Source organism: Marinobacter alexandrii (assembly GCF_005871205.1).
In the GTDB taxonomy this organism is placed as follows: Bacteria; Pseudomonadota; Gammaproteobacteria; order Pseudomonadales; family Oleiphilaceae; genus Marinobacter; species Marinobacter alexandrii.
This window is the reverse complement of sequence record NZ_SWKM01000016.1, coordinates 23,731-48,757: the sequence shown is the minus strand read 5'-3', so window position 1 is coordinate 48,757 and position 25,027 is coordinate 23,731. Positions and strand designations below refer to the sequence as shown.

Annotated in this window: 21 protein-coding genes; 4 read left to right on the top strand and 17 right to left on the bottom strand. The window is 57.2% G+C overall.

Annotated features, from left to right (window positions below; all coding sequences use genetic code 11):
- From FCS96_RS18720 to typA, 5 genes are all read right to left on the bottom strand, one after another.
- Positions 1-804, bottom strand: coding sequence for a DUF547 domain-containing protein (locus tag FCS96_RS18720; protein WP_138441875.1), 804 nt, complete (start codon positions 802-804; stop codon positions 1-3).
- 127 nt (positions 805-931) lie between these two features.
- Positions 932-1,939 carry a porin gene (locus FCS96_RS18715; protein WP_138441874.1) on the bottom strand — a complete coding sequence of 336 codons (1,008 nt, stop codon included), beginning with the start codon at positions 1,937-1,939 and terminating at the stop codon, positions 932-934.
- A 520-nt stretch (positions 1,940-2,459) separates the two neighbouring features.
- On the bottom strand, positions 2,460-2,909 hold the full coding sequence (dtd, locus tag FCS96_RS18710) for a D-aminoacyl-tRNA deacylase (protein WP_138441873.1): 450 nt from the start codon (positions 2,907-2,909) through the stop codon (positions 2,460-2,462).
- 92 nt (positions 2,910-3,001) lie between these two features.
- Complete coding sequence (gene pip, locus FCS96_RS18705; protein WP_138441872.1) at positions 3,002-3,964, bottom strand: prolyl aminopeptidase; 963 nt, start codon at positions 3,962-3,964, stop codon at positions 3,002-3,004.
- Positions 3,965-4,062: 98 nt separating this feature from the next.
- On the bottom strand, positions 4,063-5,874 hold the full coding sequence (gene typA / locus FCS96_RS18700) for a translational GTPase TypA (RefSeq protein ID WP_138441871.1): 1,812 nt from the start codon (positions 5,872-5,874) through the stop codon (positions 4,063-4,065).
- A gap of 547 nt (positions 5,875-6,421) precedes the next feature.
- On the opposite strand from typA, the gene glnA reads away from it, so the two are divergent.
- The 4 genes from glnA to ntrC all read left to right on the top strand — a co-directional run bounded on the left by glnA (position 6,422) and on the right by ntrC (position 11,310).
- On the top strand, positions 6,422-7,825 hold the full coding sequence (glnA, locus tag FCS96_RS18695; protein WP_138441870.1) for a glutamate--ammonia ligase: 1,404 nt from the start codon (positions 6,422-6,424) through the stop codon (positions 7,823-7,825).
- A gap of 193 nt (positions 7,826-8,018) precedes the next feature.
- Positions 8,019-8,543, top strand: coding sequence for a DUF4124 domain-containing protein (locus tag FCS96_RS18690; RefSeq protein ID WP_138441869.1), 525 nt, complete (start codon positions 8,019-8,021; stop codon positions 8,541-8,543).
- A gap of 248 nt (positions 8,544-8,791) precedes the next feature.
- Positions 8,792-9,886 carry a nitrogen regulation protein NR(II) gene (gene glnL, locus FCS96_RS18685; RefSeq protein WP_138441868.1) on the top strand — a complete coding sequence of 365 codons (1,095 nt, stop codon included), beginning with the start codon at positions 8,792-8,794 and terminating at the stop codon, positions 9,884-9,886.
- Positions 9,883-11,310 (top strand): nitrogen regulation protein NR(I), encoded by a 1,428-nt coding sequence (gene ntrC / locus FCS96_RS18680; RefSeq protein WP_138441867.1) that lies wholly within the window; start codon positions 9,883-9,885, stop codon positions 11,308-11,310. The genes glnL and ntrC overlap by 4 nt, the downstream gene beginning before the upstream one ends.
- A 73-nt stretch (positions 11,311-11,383) precedes the next feature.
- Here ntrC and FCS96_RS18675 read toward each other — a convergent pair whose 3' ends face one another.
- The 12 genes from FCS96_RS18675 to FCS96_RS18620 form a co-directional block, all read right to left on the bottom strand.
- The gene (locus FCS96_RS18675) at positions 11,384-16,108 is read right to left on the bottom strand and encodes a DUF6701 domain-containing protein (RefSeq protein WP_138441866.1); all 4,725 of its coding nucleotides are present in this window, start codon (positions 16,106-16,108) and stop codon (positions 11,384-11,386) included.
- Positions 16,105-16,518, bottom strand: a complete 414-nt coding sequence (locus FCS96_RS18670) for a hypothetical protein (RefSeq protein ID WP_138441865.1) — start codon at positions 16,516-16,518, stop codon at positions 16,105-16,107. Before FCS96_RS18670 ends, FCS96_RS18675 begins: the two co-directional genes overlap by 4 nt.
- Entirely contained in the window at positions 16,508-17,293 is a 786-nt protein-coding gene (locus tag FCS96_RS18665; protein ID WP_138441864.1) for a PulJ/GspJ family protein, read from the bottom strand. Before FCS96_RS18665 ends, FCS96_RS18670 begins: the two co-directional genes overlap by 11 nt.
- Entirely contained in the window at positions 17,293-17,802 is a 510-nt protein-coding gene (locus FCS96_RS18660) for a type IV pilus modification PilV family protein (protein WP_138441863.1), read from the bottom strand. The genes FCS96_RS18665 and FCS96_RS18660 overlap by 1 nt, the downstream gene beginning before the upstream one ends.
- On the bottom strand, positions 17,799-18,278 hold the full coding sequence (locus tag FCS96_RS18655; RefSeq protein WP_138441862.1) for a pilus assembly FimT family protein: 480 nt from the start codon (positions 18,276-18,278) through the stop codon (positions 17,799-17,801). The genes FCS96_RS18660 and FCS96_RS18655 overlap by 4 nt, the downstream gene beginning before the upstream one ends.
- 147 nt (positions 18,279-18,425) lie before the next feature.
- Positions 18,426-18,917 (bottom strand): prepilin-type N-terminal cleavage/methylation domain-containing protein, encoded by a 492-nt coding sequence (locus FCS96_RS20325; protein ID WP_138441861.1) that lies wholly within the window; start codon positions 18,915-18,917, stop codon positions 18,426-18,428.
- Between the two features lie 35 nt (positions 18,918-18,952).
- Positions 18,953-19,462, bottom strand: coding sequence for a type II secretion system protein (locus tag FCS96_RS18645; protein ID WP_138441860.1), 510 nt, complete (start codon positions 19,460-19,462; stop codon positions 18,953-18,955).
- Between the two features lie 33 nt (positions 19,463-19,495).
- Positions 19,496-20,077 (bottom strand): hypothetical protein, encoded by a 582-nt coding sequence (locus FCS96_RS18640; protein ID WP_228264170.1) that lies wholly within the window; start codon positions 20,075-20,077, stop codon positions 19,496-19,498.
- On the bottom strand, positions 20,078-21,307 hold the full coding sequence (locus tag FCS96_RS18635; protein WP_138441859.1) for a type II secretion system F family protein: 1,230 nt from the start codon (positions 21,305-21,307) through the stop codon (positions 20,078-20,080).
- Positions 21,307-23,073 carry a GspE/PulE family protein gene (locus FCS96_RS18630; RefSeq protein WP_138441858.1) on the bottom strand — a complete coding sequence of 589 codons (1,767 nt, stop codon included), beginning with the start codon at positions 23,071-23,073 and terminating at the stop codon, positions 21,307-21,309. The genes FCS96_RS18635 and FCS96_RS18630 overlap by 1 nt, the downstream gene beginning before the upstream one ends.
- Before the next feature lie 2 nt (positions 23,074-23,075).
- On the bottom strand, positions 23,076-24,191 hold the full coding sequence (locus FCS96_RS18625) for a tetratricopeptide repeat protein (protein WP_138441857.1): 1,116 nt from the start codon (positions 24,189-24,191) through the stop codon (positions 23,076-23,078).
- Positions 24,188-25,027 (bottom strand): ExeA family protein, encoded by an 840-nt coding sequence (locus FCS96_RS18620; RefSeq protein WP_138441856.1) that lies wholly within the window; start codon positions 25,025-25,027, stop codon positions 24,188-24,190. The genes FCS96_RS18625 and FCS96_RS18620 overlap by 4 nt, the downstream gene beginning before the upstream one ends.

Below are 25,027 nucleotides of genomic sequence, written 5' to 3'. Positions count from 1 at the left end.
TTAAAATTCGTCTCGCATTGCCCGCAGCGTATGCGCTGAGAGCTTACCATTCACGCCCCAGTTATAGGGCAGGTCTGCGTCCATCTCCCACGCCTCGGGGAGACCAGGCCGATAGTTCCTAACAAACTGCTCTACCCCGCCCACGGATTCGAAATCTTCTTCGAACCAGTCAAAAATGGACGACAGCCGCACCCTCTGGTCCTCAGAGTCGAGTAATATGCCTTTGTAGTTCTGATCCAAAAAGCGCACCACCTGGTCATCCAGCTGCTGATCGATCACCGCCGCCTGATACGGCTCGTGGCGCAGATCCGGGCAGCTCAAAGACGCACAATTGATCGCCATGTGAACTCTTGGATCGCCCATGGCACGGAGCACATCATGCTCCAGATAACTGAGAGTCACTGGCTCTCCGGCAACCACCCCGGCATCGTGCTTCCACACCGGATTTACAAGCGAACCGACCGATCTCAGGCTCCGCAACGGCCAGTTACTCAACACCATATCCATGGCCAGGATGTTGTAGGCATTCAGGTAAAATGCCTTGCGCGCCTTCAGTGAATCGAGCTCTTCTTCGGGATAGCTTGCGAGCAGGGTCATGAGACGGGACCAGCGCTCGTCGCCGGTGAGCGCCGGATAATCCACCAGCCGCACGGCCAGTCCGTCGTCCCGGCCTTCGCGGGTATGGTCTTGCAGCAATGCCCCATACAGATCATTCAGTTCACTTTCAGGGGCCTTGGCCGCGTGGGCGTGGTGCCAGAACAGGAACACGGACAGGAAGGAGATCAGTTTGGTCAGATTACGCATACGCACACCGCTGAGTGTTATCAATCTAGCCTATTAAACTATCACGAAACTCGACACAAAAAAAAAGCCGACCCCGGAGGATCGGCTCTTTTGCTGTGTTACTCAACTGATCGTCAGGTGTGACGGATCAGAAGTAGTAAACACCACCAACGGCCAGCGCAGAACGCTCGCTTTCGTCGGCAACACCGTATACACCGTCGTCACCGTTACCCAGGTAGCCTTCAACGTACACGTACATGTGGTCAGACAGGTTGTGCAGCGCCTGCAGAGTGATGGTGTCACGCTCAGTGTCGTTCGCATCGTCAGCAACATCCAGCTCGTAAGTAGCTGCGAACTGATTCGGACCTACAGAATAGACAGCGTGGATACCGTAACGGTCACCAACGTCTTTGCGAGTCTGGTACTGACCGGTCAGGCTCAGAGCGTCCAGGCCGACAGTAGCGCGCAGGCCATAGGTGTTTTCATTGTTACCACCGCCGGCGCCGTCGTTGGAATCCATGGCCACAGCCACTTCAACATTGTCAACTGCATAGGTAGCGGCCAGCTGGTACGGATAGGACTTGTCGGCGCCCTTGTCCGGCAGGGTGGCGTCGTCCAGATCGCCGTTGATCTGAACGGCGGCGCCCAGAACCAGACCACCGAAGGACGGAGTCTTGTATTGAATCAAGTCACCTTCGCCAGTTTCATAGCCACCACCGAAGTTGAAGGCACCGAACTCGTAGAAGTTGGCGATCTTGTCGATGGCGCTTTCATAAGTGGAGTCGTCAGAGCCAACCCACAGCTGACCAAAGCTGTCACCCTTAACACCGATGTATGCCTCATCGACGTCTTCCAGACCGGATTCACGGTCCTTGTCGTCAGCGGCCAGACCTTCAAGCTCCAGCTTGAAGAAACCGGTGATGCCAGGAGCGATTTCGTGGTCGTGCTTTACACCGATGGTTGAACCGTTGTCAGCGTGCTCAATACCGTTTTCGCCACCCTTAACATCGGAATGGTAAACAACGTACTGGATGTTACCGTAAACAGAAGGCATGGAATCCATGCGTGCGGCCAGTTCAGAGGCGCTCTCCATAGCCAGCGCGGAGCCAGAGAAGGTCGCTGCTGCAATAGCGGATGCGATGAGCGTTTTTTTCATTTTGCGTCTTCCTTTTTGAGTTAACTCAGGTTTTAGCGACGGGTTCTTGTCCCGATTTTGTAAGGCATTACCAGTCTTCGCTGGATAGGCCCGATTCTGTATTACCCCCATGTCAGTTTCGTGACAATCAGGATAACTTTTCTTCTAGTTATTAAGATCCGCTTCCCAGCAGATCTTTTAAGCTCAGTTACTTACAGGTCTTTGTTAAAGCCCTGCATGATGAACCTGTTTTAATACAAGCCACCTGTTTTTGCAAACTTTCAGCGCTGCATTTTTAGCTCGTTTTGCACCAGAAAGGCAAGTGTTTATGCCATTCAGCACTCAGAAGCCACCTCACGTTCTTTCTACAATATCGGGGCCAAAATTTAGTTACCCCTTACCAATCAATATCTTAATAATTACAAAGTCATGACAGAAGCTCTTGCCCGCAGATCACGCGCCGTGAAGCGCACCAATCAATTTCACCAGGGGCTTGTTCGCCTCATCATGGTGCAAAGCACAATTCTTACGGAAAGCTTATTCAGTCCGTAACCTCCAGCATGAAAGTTACCGGGCCGTCATTGATCAGTTGAACTTTCATATCGGCACCGAACCTGCCCTCGGCTACCCGCTCGCTGCCAAGCTCAGCCTGCGCAGTCGTTATAAACGTGCGGTAAAGCGTTTCCGCCAAATCAGGAGCAGCCGCACTGGAGAAGCCAGGGCGTGTGCCCGAGGCCGTGTCGGCAGCAAGTGTAAATTGGGGAACAACAAGAAGCTCTCCACCGGTATCCAGCAGGCTCCGGTTCATGCGGCCCTGGTCATCAGGAAACACTCGGTAAGTCAGTACCTTTCGGCACAATTCCCTGGCCTGCGCATCCGCATCGCCGCGTTCAACGCCCAACAACAGAAGCAGGCCGTGCCTGATGGCGCCAACTCGCTGGTTGCTCACGACGACACTGGCTTCCGATACTCGCTGGATGAGCCCTTTCATGCACTTCTCTAGAAATTGTTAAGCAGGAGAACGTCGAATGGATACTGAGTCTATCGGCAGGATTAACGAACCGCAACCATCAAAAAGTACGACTAGCTCGCACTTTCTCCAGATTTGGCGACCACCTCTTCCACCCCTCGGATCAGGGCATCAACAATCGCCGGTTCAGAGGCAGAATGCCCAGCATCCCGGATAATCCGAAGATCGGCTCCGGGCCAGGCTTTGCTAAGCGTGAGTGCGTTATCCAGCGGGCAAACCATGTCGTAGCGTCCATGGACAATGATGCCCGGAATATCAGCCAAAGTACGAGCGTCCCGCACGATCTGATCTGGCTCCAGGAAAGCACGGTTCATGAAGTAATGGCACTCGATGCGTGCCAGAGCAATGGCAACGTGAGGATGCCCGAAATGCTCCACCACCCGCGGATTGGGGTGCAATGTAGCGCAGCGCCCTTCCCAGACGGACCAGGCCTTGGCCGCCTGAATTTGTTCCAATTCGTTAGAACTTGTAAGTCTTTTGTAATAGGCCGCAACCATGTCACCCCGCTCTTCAAACGGTATCTGGGCCTCAAAGTCTTGCCAGTAATCTGGAAACACCCGACTGGCACCGTCCTGATAGAACCATTGGATATCTCGCGGACGACACAGGAAGATGCCCCGCAATACCAGACCCAGGACTCGCTCAGGATGGGCCTGTGCATACACCAGACTGAGTGTTGACCCCCAACTGCCACCAAACAGGAGCCACTTGTCGACCCCCAAGAAGGACCGCACCGTTTCCATATCTTGGACCAGCTTGTCCGTGCTATTACCTTCAAGCTCCGCCAGGGGAGAAGAACGCCCTGCACCTCGCTGATCCATCAGGATGATGCGAAATCGCTCGGCGTCGAAGAAGCGCCGATGAAAATCTTCGCAGCCGCCACCGGGGCCGCCATGAACCACCAGCACCGGAATACCCTCTGGATTTCCACTCTCTTCCACGTAGAGTTCGTGAGGCGGGTCCACCGCAATGCGGTGCTGGGCGTTGGGCTTGATGTCGGGGTAGAGGGTGAGCATGACGCGATCCGGAAAAGGGTTTAACCGGAGTGTAGCTGATATGAACAAAAAGGGGCGGATCAAACCTGACCCGCCCCCTTAGCAATCCCTACTGGGATTTACTTCTTCTTGGCGCGTTTGCGCTCGTTCTCCGTCAACAACTTCTTACGCAGGCGAATGGACTTGGGCGTCACCTCCACCAGCTCGTCGTCATCGATGAACTCCAGCGCCTGCTCAAGGGTGAACTTGATCGGCGGCACCAGGCCAATAACCTCGTCCTTGCCAGAAGCACGCATGTTGTCGAGCTTCTTGCCTTTGGTCGGGTTCATGACCATGTCGTTGTCACGGCTGTGAATGCCGCACAGCTGACCTTCGTAGATTTCCTGACCCGGATCCAGGAACAGCTTGCCGCGACTCTGCAGGGTTTCCAGCGAGTAAGTCAGCGCCGTGCCTGTCGCCATGGACACCAGAACACCGTTCTGGCGACTGGTAACGTCACCGACCTTGATCGGGCCGTAATGACTGAAGGTGGAGGTCAGGATACCGGTGCCTGAAGTCATGGTCAGGAAGGTGTTGCGGAAGCCAATCAGACCACGGGCCGGGATAGTGTAATCAAGACGCATGCGTCCTTTACCGTCCGGAACCATGTTGGTCAGATCGCCTTTACGCAGACCCATCTGCTCCATGACAGGACCCTGGTGCTGCTCTTCAATGTCGACGATGACATTTTCGTACGGCTCTTGCTTCACGCCGTCAACTTCGCGGATAACCACTTCCGGCCGGCCAACCGCCAGCTCGAAATTTTCGCGACGCATGTTCTCGATCAGAACCGACAGGTGTAGCTCACCACGACCGGACACTTTGAACTTGTCGGCGGACTCACCTTCTTCCACGCGCAGAGCAACGTTGTGCAGCAGCTCCTTTTCCAGACGCTCTTTAATGTTACGACTGGTCACGTACTTGCCTTCCTTACCTGCGAACGGCGAGTCATTGACCTGGAAGGTCATGGAAACGGTCGGCTCGTCTACGGTCAGTGGCGGCAGCGCTTCAACCTGGGACTGGTCACACAGGGTATCGGAGATAAACAGCTCATCCATACCGCTTACGCAGACAATATCACCCGCCTGGGCTTCCTCAACTTCAACGCGCTGCAAACCGGAATGCCCCATGATCTTGAGGATACGGCCGTTGCGCTTCTTGCCGTCGGCGCCAATGGCGGTCACCGGGGAGTTGGTCTTGACCTTGCCCCGCATGATGCGACCGATACCGATTACACCCAGGAAGCTGTTGTAGTCCAGCTGGGAGATCTGCATCTGGAACGGGCCGTCCATATCAACGTTCGGCGCGGGCACGTGGTCGACTATTGCCTGGAACACGGCATCCATGTTGTCGTCCAGGTTTTCGTGATCCATACCGGCAATGCCGTTCAAGGCGCTGGCATAAACAATCGGGAAGTCCAGTTGCTCTTCAGTGGCACCCAGGGCATCAAACAGATCGAACACCTGATCAACGACCCAGTCCGGACGTGCGCCCGGACGGTCGATCTTGTTCACGATAACGATCGGACGCAGGCCAGCCGCGAATGCTTTCTGGGTTACAAAGCGGGTTTGCGGCATCGGGCCATCGATAGAATCGACCACCAACAACACACAATCCACCATGCTCATTACCCGCTCCACTTCGCCGCCAAAATCGGCGTGGCCCGGGGTGTCGACGATGTTGATATCGTACTCATTCCATTTCAGGGCCGTGTTCTTGGCCAGAATGGTGATACCACGCTCTTTTTCCTGGTCGTTGGAGTCCATAACGCGCTCGTTTTCGAGCTCTTTGCGGTCCAACGTGCCGGATTGGCGCAGCAGTTTGTCAACGAGGGTCGTCTTACCATGGTCGACGTGCGCGATGATGGCGATATTACGAAGCTTTTCAATCACAACTATAATCCTGCGGCATGCTTTCATTGACCTGAGAGGGTCTTAAGGAGGAAAAACCTCTCACATGCCGTCTCAAATCCGTAAAGTGAACCCATTGTCCGATACCGGGCGGCATCGGTGCGTCCCAACCAGCTAGAAAGGTTCGGGAGCAAATGAGGCGGTGCGCAGTATATCGAAAAGTCCAGACTGATTATATGCAGATAAACGACTATATCTGCGCCGAGCATCCCTGCACCACAAACGAACACGCTTCAGCATTGATGCGCTATAGTGGTGCAATGGCCGCAAGGGTTTGCGCCAGAACAAAGCCCCGCCACACCCAAAGAAGCGCCACAAGCCGCACCACTGTGCGCTTTCGGAGCACGCCCCAAAAATTGGCAAGCGCCTTGCTTAACCGAAACCAGCCGAAATTTGCAGGGTAAGTGGCTAGAGCTTTTGCTAAGCTGCAATGCCTGAATAAAAGATCGGATATCAGTCACGCTGAACGATCCGGCAAAACGAACACGTATACGCCCGCCAATGCGGGATAACTAACGGAGCATGCACAATGTCCAAGACAATTGATCTGATCAAAGAACACGAAGTGAAGTGGGTAGACATGCGCTTCACCGACAGCCGTGGTAAAGAGCAGCACGTGACCCTGCCCGCCTCAGAGGTGGACGAGGACTTCTTCGCAGACGGCAAGATGTTCGACGGTTCTTCAATCTCCGGCTGGAAGGGCATCAACGAATCCGACATGATTCTGATGCCAGACGATTCCAGCTCTGTCCTGGACCCGTTCACTGAAGAAACCACCCTCAACATCACCTGTGACATTGTTGAGCCTTCAACCATGCAGGGTTATGAGCGCGACCCGCGTTCCGTTGCCCGTCGTGCTGAAGAGTACCTGAAGTCTACCGGCATCGCCGATGGCGCCCTGTTCGGACCGGAGCCTGAGTTCTTCGTATTTGACTCGGTCAAATGGGAAGTGGACATGAAAGGCGCTGGCTACTCTATCCACTCCGAGGAAGCCGCCTGGGTTTCGGGCGAAGATTTCGACCGCAACAACATCGGCCACCGTCCGGGTGTTAAAGGCGGTTACTTCCCGGTTCCGCCGGTCGACAGCCTGCACGACCTGCGTGGCGCCATGTGTGCCGCCATGGAGTCCATGGGCCTGGACATCGAAGTACACCACCACGAAGTGGGTACAGCTGGCCAGTGTGAAATCGGTGTTGGCGCCAACACCCTGACCAAGAAAGCCGACGAAGTACAGATCCTGAAGTACTGCGTACACAACGTGGCCCACGCCTATGGCAAAACCGCCACTTTCATGCCGAAGCCGGTAGTGGGTGATAACGGTTCCGGTATGCACGTTCACATGTCCCTGAGCAAAGACGGCAAGAACCTGTTTGCCGGCGACAGCTACGCGGGCCTGAGCGAAGCGGCTCTGTACTACATCGGTGGTGTTATCAAGCACGCCAAGGCCATCAACGCCTTCACCAACAGCTCCACCAACTCTTACAAGCGTCTGGTTCCGGGCTTCGAAGCTCCGGTTATGCTGGCCTACTCTGCCCGTAACCGCTCTGCCTCCATCCGTATCCCGTACGTGAACAGCCCGAAAGCACGTCGCATCGAAGTTCGCTTCCCGGATGCCTCTGCCAACCCGTACCTGGCCTTCGCAGCCCTGATGATGGCTGGCCTGGACGGCATCCAGAACAAGATCCACCCTGGCGATGCCATGGACAAGGATCTGTACGACCTGCCGAAGGAAGAAGCACTGAACATTCCGGTTGTTGCCGAAACTCTGGCCGAAGCACTGGATTGCCTGGAAGCAGACCACGAGTTCCTGACCCGTGGCGGCGTCTTCACTGAAGACATGATCCAGGGCTACGTGGACCTGAAGCGCGGTGAAGTAGAGCGCCTGAACATGACCACTCACCCGGTCGAGTTCGAGCTGTACTACTCTTGCTAAGCAGTCCGCTCTGCTAATTCAAACCGGACCCTCCGGTTTGTGACAAAGCCCCGCCCAGTGCGGGGCTTTTTTATGGCCTAATAAACAGTGCCTGCCGTCCTTAACGATATGTAACTAACAACCTGCCTCAGGGACGTTGAATTGATGACGGGGGCCGCAGATAATCGAGAAAACCATCAATACAGGTGTGCTTATGAAACCAAGGACCGGACTATTCGCCGCAGCCCTGATTTTGCTGGCCGGCCCCGCGGTCGCAGAGGTTTACCGGAATGTGGATGCCCAAGGCAACGTCACCTTCTCCGACGAGCCGTCGGACGGCTCCGAAGCCGTAGAGGTCAAGCCGGTCACAACCGTGACTCTACCGAAGCCGCAAAATGTGCGTGAAACCGACAAGCTGCGCGAGGAAGTCAAACGCGAAGGTTCGGTGTACGAAAGCGTTGGCTTCGCCTACCCCGAAAACAATCAGGCCTTTCACAGCGGCAGCGGCGACATCCAGTTTGAAGTCCGCAGCACTCCGGGCCTTCAAGCCGGCCACAAGTACGAGGTTACGCTGGACGGACAACCGGTAGGCCAGAGTACTTCCGGCTCTGTTAGTGTACGCAATGTGTTCCGAGGCACCCACAACGCCCGCGTACACATCGTTGATGAAAATGGTGTTCAGGTGAAAACCGGCCCAGCCATCAGCTTTACCGTTCACCGCCCATCCGTCGCTAACTAGCCTGTCGCACTATTTTGGTGCGCCCGCACCACAAACACGCCATACTCTGACCAGCAACAGGGCGCAACTGCCGGGCTGGTCAACTATTCCCCTCAACTAGCGCACCAGCGTACGGCACAACTCGGCGCTGTTTGACGCACATGCCCGCCGTTTGCCCACTCTTTCTATACTGACCTTTAAAGTGGTTCGCTTCTTGCAAACATTGGAAGGTCATCACACTCACAATGTCGAACCAACGGGATTCATACATGGCACTGCCCACGGCCACCACAAACGCCGATAAGCGCATCCTGGACAGCCTCACCACGGCGGTCCTGGTGCTGGAGGACAGCCTGAGGATTCGTTACTTCAATCCGGCCGCAGAAAGTCTGTTCGAAACCAGCATGACCCGGAGCCGCGGTCAGCTATTTGATGACATCCTTATTGATTCCGAAGACGCCCTGAAAACCCTTCATTTCGCCGCTGAAAATGGCCAATCCTACACCCGGCGAGAAGCCGAGTTCGTGCTGGCCAGCGGATCACGGTTGACGGTGGATTACTCGGTAACCCCCATTAGTCTAGATCCCGTTGAATTGCTCATTGAGATCCAGCCTCGGGATCGCCTGCTTCGCATCAGTCGGGAAGAAGACATCATCTCGCAGCAGGAAACCACACGAATCCTGGTGCGCGGCATGGCCCACGAAATCAAAAACCCACTGGGCGGCATTCGGGGCGCAGCGCAACTGCTCGATCGCGAACTGAACGACGAAGACCAGCGCGAATACACTCGCGTCATCATCGATGAGGCCGACCGCCTGCGCAGCCTTGTTGACCGCATGCTCGGCCCGAACAAGGCACTGAAGCTGGCTGAAACCAACGTGCACGAAGTGCTGGAACGGGTTGGCACACTGCTGGAAGCGGAGAGCAAAGGTCGTCTGTTGTTCCGCCGTGACTACGATCCCAGCATTCCCGAATTTTCGGGCGACAAGGAACAACTGATTCAGGCGTTCCTGAACATCGCCCGCAATGCCATGGAAGCCGCCTTCGAGAACCAGACCGGTCACCGGGGTGAAGCGCCGCCCACCATCACTTTCCGAACCCGCGCCTTGCGCCAGTTCACCATCGGCAACCGGCGCCATCGCCTCGTCTGCCGAGTCGACGTGATCGATAACGGGCCCGGCATACCGCCGGACCTGTTGCAAAACATCTTCTACCCGATGATCAGCGGCCGTGCCAGCGGCACCGGCCTGGGGCTATCCATCACCCAAAGCATCATCGGGCAACATCGCGGTCTGGTCGAGTGCGAAAGCGAGCTCGGCCGAACCGACTTCATCATCTTCCTGCCTCTGGAGGACACCCCATGAGCCAACCGGCAAACGTCTGGATCATAGACGACGATCGCAGTATTCGCTGGGTGCTGGAGCGCGCCCTTAACCAGGCCGGTTTACAGCCCCGGGTTTTCGAAAGTGGCGAGAGCATCATGATGCGCCTCGAGCACGAACAACCAGACGCCATTATCAGCGATATCCGGATGCCCGGGGTTGACGGCATTACCCTGCTGTCCCAGATTGTTGAGGCCCACCCCGATCTGCCGGTGATCATCATGACCGCGCATTCGGATCTTGAGAGTGCGGTGACCAGTTACCAGACAGGCGCCTTCGAGTACCTGCCCAAGCCGTTCGACGTGGATGATGCAGTTGCGCTGGCCAAACGGGCAGTGGCCCACAGCCACGAGAAAAAAGCCAGCGCCGAGCCACTTGCCGAAAGCGCCCAGCGCAATACCGAGATCATTGGCGAAGCCCCGGCAATGCAAGAGGTCTTTCGCGCCATCGGCCGGCTGTCGCACTCCAACATCACGGTGCTGATCAACGGTGAAAGCGGCACCGGCAAGGAGCTGGTAGCCCAGGCGCTACACAATCACAGCCCGCGCTCCAAACATCCGTTCATTGCCCTGAACATGGCGGCCATCCCGAAAGACCTGATTGAATCCGAACTGTTCGGACATGAGAAAGGCGCCTTCACCGGTGCCGGCGCCGCGCGCCAGGGACGGTTTGAGCAATCCAACGGCGGCACTCTGTTCCTGGACGAAATTGGCGACATGCCCGCCGACACCCAGACCCGCCTATTGAGGGTACTCGCGGATGGCGAGTTCTACCGAGTGGGCGGCACCACGCCCATCAAGGTGGACGTGCGCATCATTGCCGCCACGCACCAGGATCTGGAAAAACTGGTCCAGGCCGGCTCCTTCCGGGAGGATCTGTTCCACCGTCTGAACGTTATCCGGGTGCACCTACCCAAGTTGGCGGAACGGCGTGAAGACATTCCCCGGTTGATGCAACACTTCCTGAAGCGGGCAGCCAAGGAACTGGCGGTGGAATCCAAAATCCTGCGGCCAGACGCCGAGGAATACCTCACCACCCTGCCCTGGCCCGGCAACGTCCGCCAGCTGGAAAACACCTGCCGCTGGCTGACGGTGATGGCCAGTGGCCGCGAGATCCACATAGATGACCTGCCGCCAGAACTGCTGCATCAGGCGGAAACACCCACCGTGGGCACCACCTGGCAGGAAGGCCTGCGTAACTGGGCCGAACAGGAACTGAAGCGCGGCAAGAAAGGCATTCTCGATAATGCGATACCAGAATTTGAGAAGATCATGATCGAAACCGCCCTGAAGCACACCGGCGGCCGCCGCCGGGATGCGTCGGTGCTGCTGGGCTGGGGGCGCAACACCCTGACCCGGAAGATCAATGAACTGGGGCTGGACCACCCCGAAGGAGATGACGATTGAGCCACCGGGCTCGTTTTCCAGGGGCAGTCTGAGAGGGCTGCCCCTTTTTTGTGGGCGATGTCGCCAGACCCGCTCAGCGTTCCTGCCAGTAGATGACCCTGTCGTGCCCGCGATAGACGCCAAACGTGGCAATCGCCGACGGATCTTCGATGGTGCCATCACCGTCAAAATCGTCCTGCCAATACGTCGGCACCGGGTATTCAACCCGCACAGAGCCAGTGTTGCCGTTACCCGGCATCGTAAGCACCAGTTCCCCGCCTGACGCGGCGATCCCATTGGTTAGAGTGCCGGATCTGGCATCAACCGACGTATTAGGCGGCGTGTTGGTCACCCCCGCATCGGCAGTGTTGTAGGCCCAGCAGTTTTCATCGGTATGGCGTGTGAAACGGGAGCCATTCCAGATCTGCGCCTCAAATGGCACCTGCAATGCCATGGTCTCCGGGCCGTAGGCGTTTTCCAGCGCCAGCCGTCCGTAGCGGATCGAGGTGCCCGTTGAGGGTAGTAACACCGGCAAATTGGCGGCTGACAAGGCCACACTATCGCTGTCCTGAACGCTGGTAACGTCCACCTCAAGCGCAGCATCAAATGGGGCGATCCGAGCGTTGTTGTTGCGGGTGTACACAAAAGTGTCAGCGCCCTGCCTATACACCAGGGACCCATTACCCAGCGGCGTTAACGTCGCCGTGCCCGGGCTGGTTGCAACTGCCAACAGACTGCCATCGAGGCCTGTCTGGATGCTGTCAGCGGTAGGATCATTCCGGGAAACATCGGCCAACGCCAGCTTTTGCCAGTCGTCCCGGTAATTCCGGGTGATGGACCCAAGGCCGGGGCCGCCACCGTTATAAGCTCTTGCCGCGATTGTGAACTCTGGCGCCGTGGCGTAGCCGAAGCTCTGGCCGGTGTAGGTGAACCCATTGCACTGGGCCGCCAGCACACCGTCCATCTGCCCCTCCAGAGAAAAGTGTTCCGGATGGAAGCGTCCCACCGGGCCACTATCACCGACCAAATCAATCGAGCGGCCCAGATAGGCGCTGCTGAATGCCGCAGCCACTTCAATGACACCCACCTCGTTGTAACGCGCAGTACCGCTAACTGAACCACCACTGAATCCACTCACTCCACTCAACCCCGCCAGCCCGGGATCAGCTGGATCAGGCGGGCCAGGGGGCCCCGCAATCAGGTAGCCGCTCAGCACTACGGAATCATCGAAGCTGACGACGGTGGCATTGTCAGAAAGAGTCGCGTTGTTGGTCGCCAGAGCCACCGTTTTATCGGCAGTATTATCATTATGCCCGTCGGGCTGACCGTCGAAATCACTGTCATCAGCACTGTCGTACTGAACAGCCCTGACCCCGATATTAAAAGATCGACCTGCGGCCACAAAAGCGGTTCCGGCCGAGCCGGTTGCCGCCGGATTGCCGGCCACCGTAACCGCAAACCCAAAGGGTCGAACCGACAGCGCCGCACTGGTACCTGCTATGGTGCGCGGTGCGTCATTTTCGTCCAGAATAAGGCCCGACTCACGGTCTTCCAGCTCAAGCACATAATGGCCTACGTCCGACGGGCTTAGCTGTAGCTGCGCGAGTCCCTGGGTAAAGTCCACTGTGAGATTGGTCTCGCCGGGCCGCGACGACGGCAAAGTGACAGAGCCGGCACCACCGTTCAGACCAGGCGCAGCTCCGCCCGGATCATCCCCTTGACGATCCAACCAAGCTCGAAGATCGATGGGGCCGTCGTAGGCCTCAACACGGCCACATTCGCCACTGATGGGGTCCCGCCTCAATACTTCCGCTTCCAGGCTATGGGGCCGGCCGGCAATCACGTCGGCACCGAAGCTGTCAGCCAGTGACACCACAAGGGCATTTTCCCGGAACTCCACCACACTGGAGACTCCGGATTGTCCCCCGGAGGTATCCTGGGCGGTAATGGTCAATCGATCTGCCCGACTGTTGGCAAGGCCCAGGGTGACCGCGCCGTTGTCGGCCGGATCGAACTGATACCTCGCCTGGCCATCGTCGTCGGTGTCCGGATCAGGCGTCAGGGGACCACCTGCCATAACCTTCTGCCAGTTACCGTGGTCGGTGCTGGTGCTCAGACTTACGGTGCCCTGATAACCCACCAAAGGGTTATCACCCGCATCTTCGGCCTGGATCTCGACATCGATCGGGGCGCAAACACTTCCTGTGGCCGGAACCGTTATCCGGAAATGATCAAGGACCTGGGCACAGGGGCGGCTGCGGTTGGCCTCGCGTAAAATGGCCGCATCAGACAGCGCCCGGCCATACAGACGTACCTCATCAATCTGGCCCTCAAACTCACGACCACCATAGCCCTGGTCTGCGCCAATCTGAAAAGGGTCTGTATTGAGACTCAGCGACTCACCGCTGTAGTTCTGTCGTGCCCGTGCAACCCCATCCACCACGATACGCTGCTCGCCGTCTCGCCGAGAATAGGTGATGGCGGTATGTACCCAGGTATTTGTTGGCAGGCGATAACCAGAGGTAAACGACCGGGTAGCGCCAGTACTGGTGTTCCACCACCAGAACAACTCGCCGTTACTATTCACATGGTATTCGTAATTCTCATCTTTCGAGACAATGGTTTTCAGGTTGCCACTGGAAGGCAAAGTCCCAATATTGATCCACGCCATGACGGTGAATTCTTCGTCCACCGACAACTCAGAATTGTGCGGAATGTCGATGTAAGAGCCACCACTTAAAGTCGCGCCATAACAAACTTTGGCCGGTTCGGCGCTGGGATTGTTTACGCCCCGACCGTCCAGACCTGTTCCTCTAAGCTCACGAACTTCGCCTGGGCTTCCCTGCCAACTCGGCCCCTCCAGCCCATAGATGGCCCGAAGCGAAAAGTCTGCGGCAAAATTCTCGGAGAAAGCCAAAAAACTGGCTCGTTCGGTGGTATGGCTAAGGTCGCGATCAATAGCCCAATCCTCTTCAATTTTAAGGTCAACACTCGCAGTACCGACCGAACAACGACGAAGCCAGCCACCATCGCCACCATCTCGAGTCGCCTGAGAGCCAATCACCCTCGGAGGCGCAGGATACGACTGCAGGAAATTTATGGAGTTGCAGTTCACGGTACCGCGTATTTGATCGGCCGTGACCTGAGCTTCGGCGCTGATTATCTGACCATCGTTATCCACGAAATCGCTAATCACGCCCTGCTCTACCGCCAGATAGGCGACAGTTTCCGGGCTGGAAATTGAAATGCTGATCGTTTCTGCTCGATCCAGAGCGAGATCCACACCGGATGGCCCCAACTGGTCTTGGGCCACTGTAAACCAAGGATTCGACCGATCCGCTGGGGCCGAGGTTTCATTGGCTGTAGTCTGGATATGACTGATAACGGCGGGCGTGTTACTAAAGGGAGTTAGAAAATTCAGTCGTGACCAATTGGGCCCCAACAGATTAAGGAGAGGATCTGTCTGCAATGGTAACTGCCCTACTTCCAATCGGGTGCCGTCGGGAAACTGGTGCTGGCCATAAGTGACAGCGAGGTAGTGAATCGTTGTTGGCTGGTCGGCCGCAGGGGGATAAATAAGTGCCAGGGGCGGCTCCGCCGGAAACACCTCAAAGCCCTGGTCAGTCACGTTGCGAATACGCACCGCAGATGGTTCGGGATTGTTGTCATCACCTAGCACAAAAACAGCCGGTGGCGAGGGATAAACCTGTTCAAAATTTACGCTGGTTGCGACACCCGGCTGCACGGTCACCGAGCGGGATTCCAGCATCAGGGGTTCGGCCACCGGTGGCCGCGCTTCCGAGTCATAGGTAAACGCCTGCGAGAACGCCAACAGACTGGTGTCTTCGGATACGTGGCTACGCTCACGGTCCTGGGCATCGTCTTCATCGATAACCAGGGATAACGAAGCACTGGACACCGAACACTGACGCAACCAGCCACCGTCTGCCTCACGTCGGCTGATCTTGCTGGCTAGGGCGACCGGCGCCGAGCTAAAGCCGCTGCTGAAATTGATGGATCTACAGCCATCATCCCAACCCCTTACCACGTTGCTTACGGTGCGGGCCTCGAAAATCACGTTTACATTCCCTACGGTTCTGAAAGCAGATCCAGAAGTATTCTCGAAGGCAATGTAGCCAATGGTTTCAGGGCGACTCAGGGGATTGAAAAAGTAGTTACTGCTGTTGCCTGCCCGGCTATCGTACAGCTCACTCCGCTCCAGAGCGTAATCAAAGCCGATGCTGTTAACGTCGTTGAATACGGTGGTTAGCCAGGGATTCGACGACTCGTCCGGAATCGCGTTGGTTTCGTTATTCAGGGTCTGGATTTCCCCCAGCACCATGGGCTGGCCGGTGAATCCCGAGGCAAAGGTATGACGTCCCCAAGCGGTGGTGCCCCGGCCGTTGAACTGCACGAAATCACCGCCAACGGCAGGCCGACTGGAGAGCATACCTGCTTCCAGGCTGGTGCCATCAGGCAAGGTATGGCTGCCCGGTTCTACCGCCACATAGCTGACAGTCATGTTGGTGTGAGGGCCATCCTCGGAGAACGGCTCTACCTGGGCCATCTGGAACCCCGTGGCGGTGACATTGGTAATACGCAATGCCGAAGCGTTTGGGCCGTCATCGGTGGGCAACGCCACCACGATGGGCGGCGAAGCGTACGTTTGCTTGAAGGAAAAGGAAAACAGGCTGTTGACGTTCGTGGTCTGCGGAAGATCCAGGGTGCCGGCTTCCATTTTCCAGGCATGCGCCCATCCGGGGACCAACATAACCAGAATCAACAACGCACAACGAACCCAGGTTACGACTGCAGTCATCGGACTCGAACCTCCACGGTACGGGATGCGGCCTCGGTGCCGGAGCCACACTGGCCGACACTGACCAGGGTGTAGACGCTCTCCAGGGTTGAGTCGCCGTCAATGTCTGCCTGCACCGATGAACAACTCAGACTGGCATTGCAGCCAGCAAGAGCCGCTTGAGTATAGTTCACTGTTCCCGTCACCGAGCCGCAGCTGCCGCCGTCCAGCGCCTCGGTCACCGCCACCTGGGCGCCGCTCTCGGCGGCATAGAACGCCCGCTGGGAGAGGATCTGTTGGCCGACAGCTGCCCCGGCACTCTCCTGCTGCTGGGCCATGCTGACGACAATTAATGCCAGGACGGTAATCACAAACAAGGCGACCGGCAGACCGGCGCCGCGCTGTCGATTCGGGAAGGTGTCAGGGAACATTGCGGATCTGAACCTCCTGGCTGACCGTGGTTGTTTCATTGCCGTCGTCGCTGGCCAACTCAAAGGTAAACTGTACGACAGCCGCCCTTTGTAATGTGGCCGGCTGGAAATCGAAATCCACCACACCAATCAGGTTCGCCGCCAACACCTCGGGTGTACCCGTTGGTGGCATAGGTTGGGTAGAGGCTGGCGCATAACCACTGTACCGGTAAAGAAAGCGTCCGCTCTGGCAAAGACTCACCGGCGCCCCTACCACAAACAGACGTCGTGCCGGTGACGTGGAACTGAACCGATGGCTGCCGGATAGAGTTATGGTTGCGGGCGAGGTCGAGTTGTCGATCGATGATATGGTCTCCGACACCGGACCGGGGTCGGCTCCTCCGTATAGCTCAGCCGTAGTGGTGGGACTTGTACCGTAGCCGTAGACGACAGCCTGTATATTTCCTACGGCGGGAACCTGGGCAAAGGACGCAATCTCGATTTCATCGAAACTGGGGCCAGAGGTCAGATTCAGGTAGTTTGTGCCGGCTTCCAAGGGCAGCCATTCTAGACAGGAGCCGTTGTTGCGCACCGATAGCGGAAACGCTTCCCGCAGTTCGCGGGTGATCTGCTCACTGATCACAACGGCCTGAAGCGCTCGTAGCTGGCGAGCACTGGTATCCAGAGCGCCTCGGGTCGACAGGCTGACAAACCGCACTGAAACAGTGGCCACAATGCTCAGCAGCACGATCACCATTAACAGCTCGATCAGGGTGAATCCGTCGCGTCGGCGCATCAGTAATTCGCCCTGTAGACCGAGAAATTATAGCCCTGTCCGCTGGGATCGGTGATGGCAAGGTCAATACGCTTGGCATCGTCCCCGGCAAGCCCTACCTCAGCACCGGCGCACTGGACGGCCACAGAAATTCGGAAGTTGTTGTAGTCCGCCCCCAGAGAATCACCTTCGGCGTTTTCAGGCGTGGCATCTGTGATGGCGTTGTAGTCATCAACGTCGTCGTAGTCGGCACGGTCGGCCTCTTCGGTATTCACATTACACCCGGGCGCCTTGGGAACACCGCCCACGGGAGTGGCTTCGTCGTAACCTCGTCCCAGAATTTCATCCATGTAGATCTGTGCCAGTGCAACAGCACGGGTCTGATTCAGCGGATCCGCACTGCGCCCGGCAATCAGGGAGAACGCCCCCACGGTTCCGGCAATGGCAACGCTGATGATAACGATAGTGATCACAAGCTCTACCAGAGTTGCACCGGTTTGGTCTTCCGAGAAGCTCGCCCGACACCTCATGGGCACGCCTCACCAAACACCGCGCCCAAAGAACTCAGGCACAAATTGAAAGTACTATCCCCGGTAATCCGGAAATCGATGTTGGTTCGTGCGGCAGGAGAGGCAACTCGACCCAGAGGGCTGAAGCCAATATCGATACCGCCTGCTGGCACGTCAGCAAAGGGATTGCCTGCGACGCGATAGGCCAGAGTGGAACCACTGCGAGGCAGACTGAATTGGGATGATGCGGCCAGGAAAATCAGCTCGTCGCTGGTCTGGCGGATGGTTAATGTTGAGGAGGAATTCCCCGCCAGCGCTGCCTGTTGGGCAAGCAGCGTGGCGGAGGAGAGTTGTTGGGTGGCCAGTAATGGAGAGAAAGCAGAGCGACCGGCGAACAGACCGACCCCGAGCGCGGATAGGACACCAATCAGAATGATGACCAGCACCAACTCGACAAGAGTAAACCCCGACGAATTTGGAGCGGCCGCCATTCTCATTCCCTTCTCCCAAATATTAAAGGGCGTCTAAGCAGGTTTACTAGGCTCCATCCTCGCCGACGAACGCGTATTTGCACTTGCTGCTCGTCGGCAACGGACGGATATAGTATTAGTGCTAACACCATTGGCGTTGTCAGCTACCTCGCTTTAACAACCTGAAGTATCTACAGCAACACTGTACGGAGCAGTAAGCGGCGGCGTATTGTCGGTTGCGGCGTTTGCAGAAGTGTAGCTAGCCGTGCAATTTGCTTGCAAAGTGAATGTGATAGTGTTGCCGCCAGCTGTTCCACCACCCGAGCTGGGGTAATCATTCGTCGTGTCTATGTCTGCAGCTGCGACAATGCCGGCAGCATTAGCTGTCGGGTAACCATTCACCATCGTGATTGCTTGACCATCAAGCGTCACCGTCGTTCCAAGGGTTGCACCATCAGACAATTGATCTGCATGGGCAATCGAAGCTGCCGACTTCATTGCACCAGCGAGTGCTTGAACAGATGCGCTGCGCGCATCACCGCCGAAATCCGCAAACCTCGGCAAAGCAAACGCCGCCAAGATGCCCAAAATTACTATCACCATCACCAATTCGATGAGGGTAAAGCCTTTGTCTTTTCTCGCTGTCATTGCGGTCATAGCATTCATGGTACTTCTCCGTTATTTACTCTGCGTGAGCCGTGTTAATTCACTGTTGTTATGATTTCGCCGTTATCTGCGTCGTATTCGATGGTGCTGTTCTGAGCATCGGCCTGGTAGGTATAGACACAGTCACCCGCGTTAACCGTCACCGAATACTCCGGGGTGGCGCCGGTCACGGTCGGCGCATTTGATTGCAACACGCCAAGCCAGACTTCCTGGCACTTCGCTGCCGTCATCGTGGTGCTGGTGTCATCAGATACGACCGAGGTAGGCCAGCCATCGGCGCCTACATCCACGTCGTCGTCACCAAACCCCTGTAGATCGGTCGACGCCGCAGTAAATCCGTTCGACACCCACTGGGTCTTAGCCAGCGCGACACCAGCAGACAATGCGCCCGATGTCGCCCGAATATTGGACTGATGCGCCTGTTCCGAAAGTTGCGCAAATCTCGGAAGTGCAAAGGCCGCCAGAATCGCCAGAATTGAGATCACGACGACCAATTCGATCAGGGTAAAGCCCTTTTGTCTTTGTATTGTTCGGTACTGCCTCATAGGTCAGCCTCTTTCCAGGTTTTGTCCGTCTTTTCAGTGTCGTGCATCCTGCATAAGCACTGATTGTTCCGCAGACGATACCGGCGACAGCTTTAGCCCCGTTGATCGCTCGCTTTGCTCCCGCTGTCCGTTTTTATTGCGGTCTACATATTCTGTGGTCACCTTCCAGGCCAGCGACTCGCTCGCCTCGGCGCCACGCCCGTTCAAGGTTATCGGCTGGTTGGCGGTATAAATTAACCATCCCCGGTCAGTCTTTGCTGTTACTTTTTGTTCTTCTTGCAGGAAACACCAGGTTCCCGGCTCGTATTGCGGCCCTTTGCACAGTCCCGTATAACTCGGCCATTGGTGGTTTACCAGCTCAAACGGGTTTATTCCCTGATACTCTTCGAGCCGGCCATTCCGGCTCAACATCACCTCAGCACCTTTGATGACCAGAGACGCCCGTAGCTGATTAAGGATCAAGTTAGCGGACTGTTCTTCCGCCTTTCGGGCTTCCCTTTCCAACACACCCAATAAAAACCAAACGAGCAGCGCCAATAATGAAAACGACACGGCCAGTCGTAACAGGCGGGCCGACTCCAACCCTTCGGCGCTGAACAGACGCTGCCCTTTCACTTAGCCACGCCCCATGGCGGCGGCCCCCAAATCCCAGATCGGCAGGAACACGCCAAGTGCGAGAATCAGCACCAACACACCCATGGCCACGATAAGGATCGGCTCGATGGATTCAGCCAGCCGTTTGAGGCCGTAATCCACATCTTCGTCGTAGAAATCGGCAACGTTGTTGAGCATGTCATCCACGGAGCCAGTTTCTTCCCCCACGGCAATCATCTGTAGGATCAGGGGCGTGAACATGCCACTTTGACGAGCGGTACGCAACAGGCTCTCGCCGCGCTCGATGCCTAATCGCATGTCTCTGATATGTTTAGAGATCCAGGCATTGTCTGTAGCATCTGCCACCACGGTCAACGCGGTGGTTACCGGCATGCCAGCCGCCAGCACGGAGGCAAAATTGCGAGCGAACCGGCTCAACGTTATCAGCTCCAACAAGGGACCAATGACCGGCATTCGCAATTTATACCTGTCCCAGGTCAACTTGCCCTGCTCCGTGCGCTTCCACTGGCGCAACAGAAGGCCACCAGCGGCGACCACAAACAGCATCACGTACCAATAGCCGATTAGGAAATTCGAGGTGCCGACCAGCACCTGTGTCAGGAATGGCAGGTCCGCGCCCAGCTTATTGAACACCGCGGCGAATTTTGGGATGACCAGAAAGTTCACCACCATCAGCGCCGCCAGCAAGGCAACCACCACAAACGTGGGGTAGCGCAGAGCCTGTTTGAGGCGGCGCTTGGTGTCCCGCTCCAGCTCCAGGATCTCTGACAGCCGCTTGAAGGCGTCGTCGAGCATACCGGTGTTTTCGCCAACGTGGATCATGGCAATGAACAGCTCAGAAAACACACTGGGGTGCGCCTGCATGGCAGTAGCCATGGTGGTTCCGCCCTCCAGCCGGGATGTTACATCTTCCAGCACTTCCGCCAGAACCGGTGACCGGGTGGTGTCTGCCAACCCCCTCATGGTGCGTATCAGCGGTATGCCCGCTTTAGTGAGCGCGTACATCTGACGGCAAAAAACGATCAGCTCATCCAAGGTCACTTTCTTTCGGAACAACGGCATGCTGTTCAGCCGGTCGCCCAAAGACGCTTGCGCTTTCTGCTCTCGAATGGTGAGCGGGGTGATACCCTGACGCATCAACTCCGAGGCAGCGGCATCCGCATTGGCGGCCACCAGCGACCCTTGCTGCAGAATTCCGCGATCGTTTTTGCCCCGGTAGCTAAACTGCATCAGACGGTGCTCCCCTCGCGCTCATCCAGAAGCGGCACTTCGGCAGTATCTTCAAAGTCGCTTTCCGAGGTTGCCGCCACACGGGCGACTTCTTCCAGGGTGGTTACCCCTTGCAGCGCATAATCCATGGCGCAATGGCCCAACGGGCGGTAAAGCTCGCCCTGACGAGCAGCCTGGGTGAACGCCGAAACGTCCTGGCGCCGAAGCGCATCAAGCATGCTTTCATTCAACTCCAACAACTCATAGACCCCGGCACGGCCTTTATAGCCGGTATTGCTGCACTGGTAGCATCCTCGCCCATAAACAAAACCCGCCTCCCGGTCCAGAGGGTCGAGATCAAAACTGTCCAGCCAGATCTGTTCCTGATCGGTGGGCTGATAAGTCTCGGAACAATTTTCACAGATCCGCCGTACCAGGCGCTGTGCGACCACACCCAGCAATGAGCTGGCCACCAGGAACGGTTGCGCGCCCATATCAATCAGGCGCATGGCACTGCTGATGGAGTCGTTAGTGTGCAGGGTGGACAACACCAGGTGACCGGTCATGGCGGCCCGAAGCCCAATGTCCACGGTTTCCTGATCACGCATCTCGCCCACCAGAATCACATCGGGATCCTGGCGCAGCGCAGAACGCAGGACGCCGGCAAACTCCAACCCGATTTTCGGGTTCACCTGAACCTGGGTAATTCTCGGCAACCGGTATTCCACCGGGTCCTCGGCGGTAATGATTTTCACTTCTGGCCGGTTTAGCTCACTCAGTGCGCCGTAAAGCGTGGTTGTCTTACCACTACCGGTCGGCCCGGTAACCAGAATCATGCCATGGGGCTTGTGAATCATGCGCCGGAACCGTTCCATCAGCTCGGGTGGCATGCCCGTGGCATCCAGGTTCAGTATGCCCTGGCTCTGATCCAGCAGTCGCATCACCACCGACTCACCATACTGAACCGGCATGGTGGAGATTCGCACGTCGATGCTTCGTCCTTTCACCCGAATATTGAAACGGCCGTCCTGGGGCAACCGCTTTTCCGAGATGTTCAGCCCTGCCATCAGCTTCAGGCGCAGAACCAGCGCGGCATTCACCCGCTTCTCCTTCATTACCTGTTCCTGGAGGACGCCGTCGACCCGCTGACGAATCCGGACGACGGTTTCATCCGGTTCGATATGAATATCCGAACTCCGAGCCTGCACCGCATCTTCAAACAGCGTCTGCAGCAGTTTGACTACCGGCGCTTCGGTGCTTTCGGACTCGGCGGACAAGTCGGCGAGGTCAAAGGCATCGTCGCCCAGCTCGTCTTCGAGCTCCTCCGCTAACGAGGCAATCTCTTCCGTTCGGCGGTAGACCAGATCAATAGTGCTGAGCAGTTCGCTCTCCCGGACCACGGCCTGACGGATCGGCTGTTTCAGAATCCGAACCAGCTCGTCGTAGGCGAAGATATCGAGGGGGTCGGCCATACCAACCAACAGCTCGCCACTCTGCTCCGCCAGCACGATGCTGCGAAAACGTCTGGCCATGGCTTCCGGCAGCTTTTTCACCAGCTCGTTATCGAACTGGTAGTGCCGCAGCTGAACGAAAGGAACTTCAAGCTGCCGGGACAGAATGTTGAGCAGGTTATCTTCATCCACGTACCCCAGATCAATCAGGGTACGGCCAAGCTTGCGTCCGGTGTTCTTCTGTTCCCGCAGGGCGGTCATCAGCTGCTGTTCGGTGATGACATCGTTCTGGACCAGCAGGTCACCTATACGGATTTTTTTCTTCGGCTCCGTCATCTCTATCCTGCCTGCAAAAGTGTCAAACGGTTACGAACATAGTCCGCCAGCGACGGCGACAACCCGGGCAACTGGGCTGCCTGGGAGTAGGCTTTCAAGGCACCACCAGTCTGCCCTTCGGCCTCAAGGGCTATCGCAAGCCCCACCCACCAGGTTGGCCGGCTGTCGTCCACGGAAATCAAAGCTGACCAATGCCGTGCCGCTTCAACATTCTGGCCTGCTTGCTGCATCAGGGTGGCGAGCGTGATCCGGTACTCGATGTTGTCCTCCACCCCCGGAATATCCTGGGACATGGTAATCACGGCTTCATTCAAGCGGCCCACCGACAGCAATGCCCGGGCTCTCAGCAAGCGTAACTCCGCGTAGCCCCGGGCTTCTTCACCGGAGACCCAAGGCAGCGCCCGCCCCGGAGACTCCTGCAGTAACATGGCCCGAGCGTAGACGCCTCGACTTACCGGTGCTGCCTGATTAGAAGTCACATCCGCCAGCCGCTGCTCGGCCGCCCTCGATTCGCCCGCGCGCAGCAACCGGGCCAGTTCCCGGCTAACCCGCAGGTCGATTGTCTCCGCGGTCTCGCGAACCTGCTTAACTTCCGGCGCATTGGTCTGGACAGTTCGGCGCTCGGTCTCTGGCGTCAGCTCAACCGGCTGGGATACCACCTTGGCCGGTTCCTGAGGCTGCAGCTTTGTCTCAGCGTTATTGGATGGCGCAGCTGGCTGCGGCGCTGGCTGAGTTGCAACCGGCGCAGTGTCGGTAATCTCAGGCTCGGATGGCGGCTCTGGCGAGACGGCATTCGGCACCGGGCCGCTCAGTTGCTGCGGCACTTCCGGAGCCGCCGCGGGTAGCGGTGCTGCCGCGCTCTCACTCTCAATCTCCCCGCTTTCCGTACTTTTCACGCTTGCCGTGCGTTCTGTTACCTGGATCTCGGCTACCGGTGTACGGAAGAAATAGCCATACACCGCGACGACCACAAGAATGACCAGCAGCAACGTCATGACCGGAACCAACCAGCGACGAGCCGCCGGCTGCCGATTTACCTGACCGGTGTAGGCGGACGAAACATCCGGGCGACCCTGGCGCTGTTCAGCGGCTCGCAGAGCATCATTGAGCAGACTCATAGCCACCTCGCCAACAAGCCAGGATACCGGACGCTTTCCGTGTCACGAATCGCCCGGGCCACGTGCCGACGATTCACCTGCCGATCACCCACACCCCAGGCGGACAGCATGGCCTTATGCGCCAGTATGTTCACCAACCTGGGAATGCCTCCGGACGACCGGGTAATAAGACGCAACGCCGCAGCCGAGAACAGGTCACCACCGTTATAGCCAGCTTGGGACACGCGATGGCGCAGGTACTGGGCCACCGACTGTCGATCCAGCGCGGCCAGCCGATAGTGGAAGGTAATGCGCTGGCGCAACTGGCGCAGGCTGTCCTTCTGCAGCAGGGCATCCAGCTCCGGTTGCCCGAACAGAACGATTTGCAGCAGCCGCACGCTTTCAGTCTCAAGGTTGGTCAGCAGCCGAAGGGCCTCAATGGTGGCCTCCGGCATGGCCTGGGCTTCATCGATCACCAACACCACCTGTTTCTGCCCCATCGCCAGGCCAATAAGCTTTTCGTTCAGGGCTTTCAGGATCTGATGAGTGTTGGCACAGGCCGAAACATCAACCCCCAACTCCTCAGCGACCGCTTCATACAGGGTGTCGGGATCCAGGTGCGGATTCGGGATGTAAGCGGTATGCGCTTTCTGTTCCAGCTCATTCAGCAGCAATCGGCACAGCAGTGTTTTGCCGGTGCCGACTTCGCCGGTGATCTTGATAAAGCCTTCGCGCTCGCTCAACGCCACCAACAGCAACTCCAGCGCATCACTATGACTGGGCGCCCGCAAAAAATAGCGGGTGTTGGGCGTCAATGCGAACGGTGCTTCCTGCAGTCCGAAATGGGCTTCGTACAT